The sequence below is a fragment of the Methanobrevibacter sp. genome (genome assembly GCF_045541095.1).
Lineage (GTDB): Archaea > Methanobacteriota > Methanobacteria > Methanobacteriales > Methanobacteriaceae > Methanocatella.
This window is the reverse complement of record NZ_JAZQIJ010000107.1, coordinates 1-2444: the sequence shown is the minus strand read 5'-3', so window position 1 is coordinate 2444 and position 2444 is coordinate 1. Positions and strand designations below refer to the sequence as shown.

The window sequence follows — 2444 nt, the reverse complement described above, 5'->3', positions numbered from 1 at the left end:
CAAAATATCTCTCCAACTCCTTGGCTCACAGAACGACATGGCTACGATCCGACTTCATCCCATAGGTTCCTCCTCCTTTTTTTTTAGTATGTTGCGTTTCCGGTTTGGTATAAACTGGAACCGTCTGTTTTGTTTTTTAATTCTGAATAAGCGTAAGACATGGCGTCGATAATATCGTCATGTGTTCCGAGTGGGAATGATTTTAACTGTTCAATTAATGCTCCTCTCATTTCATCATTGGTGATTGCTATGTGGATTTTGCCGTCATTGATTGCATCTTTGAATGGTGTTGCACGGTCTACTTTACTGCCGATAGATTCTGACTGTTGTGTGATATATCCATCCAGATAATCGTCATATTCATCGTATAGGAATTTCGCTGCACCGCCTTTGGTTCCGGTTTCTATCAGGATTCTTATGTTGGCAGTATCCTTGACTGCGGTTTCTTTCAGTTTCTTTTTCAAGTCATCTCCGAATTGTCCGTAGACTAAATCATTTATAACAAAATAGTTATCGTTTATTTTGTGCATCAGTATTCCTGCGGTGCTGTCATTTTTGTCTCCGTCATCTGGACTGTATGCTAAATCCCAGCTTCTAACGGTTGCGATTGTGTAGTGGGTTTTATGGTCAAATATATCATCAAAGTAAATGTTGTCTAAATTAAAAAAGTCTCCGGTTTCGTCTAATGGTTTTTGTTGGTAAATGCTACTGAATAGTCGTTCGCCCATTTCTTTTAATTGTTGTTTTAGGAAGTTAACAGTATACCTTGCAGACCATAAACTTTCACCATCCGATTTGATTGCAGAGAATTCAAGGAATTCATAAGTGTCTGATTGGTTTTCTTTTAAATAACCTTGTAAATCATTTGTATGCCACCGAGTGTGGCAGATAATAAGTTTACTGTCCGGTTCTCTACGTTGAACGATTTTAGTTTTAAATAATTCAATTTTCTTTTTTAATAAAGTAGGAGTTATATCTTCAAATCCTTTATAAGGGTCATCGATTATTAGATAATCTGCATCATGTCCTGTAATACTCCCATTAACTCCCACTAAACGGATACTGCCTTTATAATTATGACCATTCTCATCTGCTAGTTTAATATGAGTGCTGGAATGTTTATCATCAGATAAATAAATCCCTGTAAGCATACTGAAATCATCAATGAATTCACGTAATCTTAAACCAAAAGTTTCACTTAAACTTGATTCAGCATTAACAATTAATATCCGTAAGTTAGGATTATTCCAGATTAACCATAATGGGAAAGCTAGCGTTACCATACTAGACTTACTATGACGGGGAGGCATTGCCACACATAAGTTGCGGATTTCACCATGAGTTAATGATTCCAGTTTATCTGCTAATATCCGAATATGTGGAGCATCAGTGAAATCAGGATAATCCAAACCAATTATTTTTTTATAAAAACAGTACAAATTTTTACTAATATTTTCATATGTACTGTCCGGAATATTACTAAACATTTTTTAGATCCTATTGGACATTATTTTCATTTAGGAATTTTCGTAGTCTAGGGTTTAATTCTATTTCACCAGCATGCTCTAGTTTCTGTGAGCTGTTAATAGTTCCAGGTTGCTCGTAGTTACGCATGATTACTTTTTGTAAGGTGTCGATTCCTATTCGGTTGATTGTATCCCATGCTTTATCAAAGCTTAATTCTTCTGGGAGGGTTTTAGTTTTGGGTATGATTCCGATTTTCATTGCAGCTATTTCGATTTGTGCGTATTTGATGTTTAATGCTATTTTTACGTTTTTATTGTCATCGTATCTGTGCTGCTGGTAGTCCTCTTCCATTTCTTGTTGCCTGATTTTTTGTTCGTAGGCTTTTTTATCGGATAGGACTTTATCGTATTGGTAATTGGATTTATGGTTTTCAATTGTGGATATTCCTACATTGAAGTGGTCTGCTATTTCTTGATTGGTTACATTACCGTTTTTTTCAAAGTAGTAATCACGGTATTTTTTAGAACCATTTTCAACTCGCCCATCTTTGCCTTTTAGTGGGTGGTTCCAATAGCATTCATCAGTCATTGAAATCACATAGTCACCATCATTTTTTTTTTACATGTTTTTACTTTTTTTTACATGTTTTTACATAATTTTTAGTTTATCTTTATTGCTTTTTGTCCTGTGAATGTTTCCCAACGGTTGATTATCACTTGACAGTATTCAGGTGATAATTCCATTAATCTTGCTTTGCGGTTTAATTGTTCACATGCAATTAATGTTGTTCCTGAACCTCCAAAACAATCTATAACAACATCTCCTTGATTTGTCATTGATTTAATGTATTCAGCAGGTAGTTGTACTGGAAATGTTGCAGGGTGTGAATGTCTTATTTTACCAACTTCATATAATTGTTGGATTACAGTTCCCATTTTCTTATATGGATTACTTGTATCCCCTATTCCAGTCATATA

Annotated in this window: 3 protein-coding genes; all 3 read right to left on the bottom strand. The window is 34.9% G+C overall.

Annotated features, from left to right (window positions below):
• Positions 1-83 precede the first annotated feature (83 nt).
• On the bottom strand, positions 84-1487 hold the full coding sequence (locus ACKI2P_RS04750; RefSeq protein WP_407375493.1) for a hypothetical protein: 1404 nt from the start codon (positions 1485-1487) through the stop codon (positions 84-86).
• Between the two features lie 10 nt (positions 1488-1497).
• Complete coding sequence (locus ACKI2P_RS04745; protein ID WP_407375492.1) at positions 1498-2055, bottom strand: hypothetical protein; 558 nt, start codon at positions 2053-2055, stop codon at positions 1498-1500.
• 71 nt (positions 2056-2126) lie between these two features.
• Positions 2127-2444, bottom strand: a 318-nt coding sequence (locus ACKI2P_RS04740) for a DNA methyltransferase (RefSeq protein WP_407375490.1), incomplete at its 5' end; no start/stop codon positions are given.

Bases quoted from the DNA above. Each gene is read 5' to 3' on its own strand.
- ACKI2P_RS04750 (WP_407375493.1), bottom strand. From the start codon at position 1,487: ATGTTTAGTAATATTCCGGACAGTACATATGAAAATATTAGTAAAAAT.
- ACKI2P_RS04745 (WP_407375492.1), bottom strand. From the start codon at position 2,055: ATGACTGATGAATGCTATTGGAACCACCCACTAAAAGGCAAAGATGGG.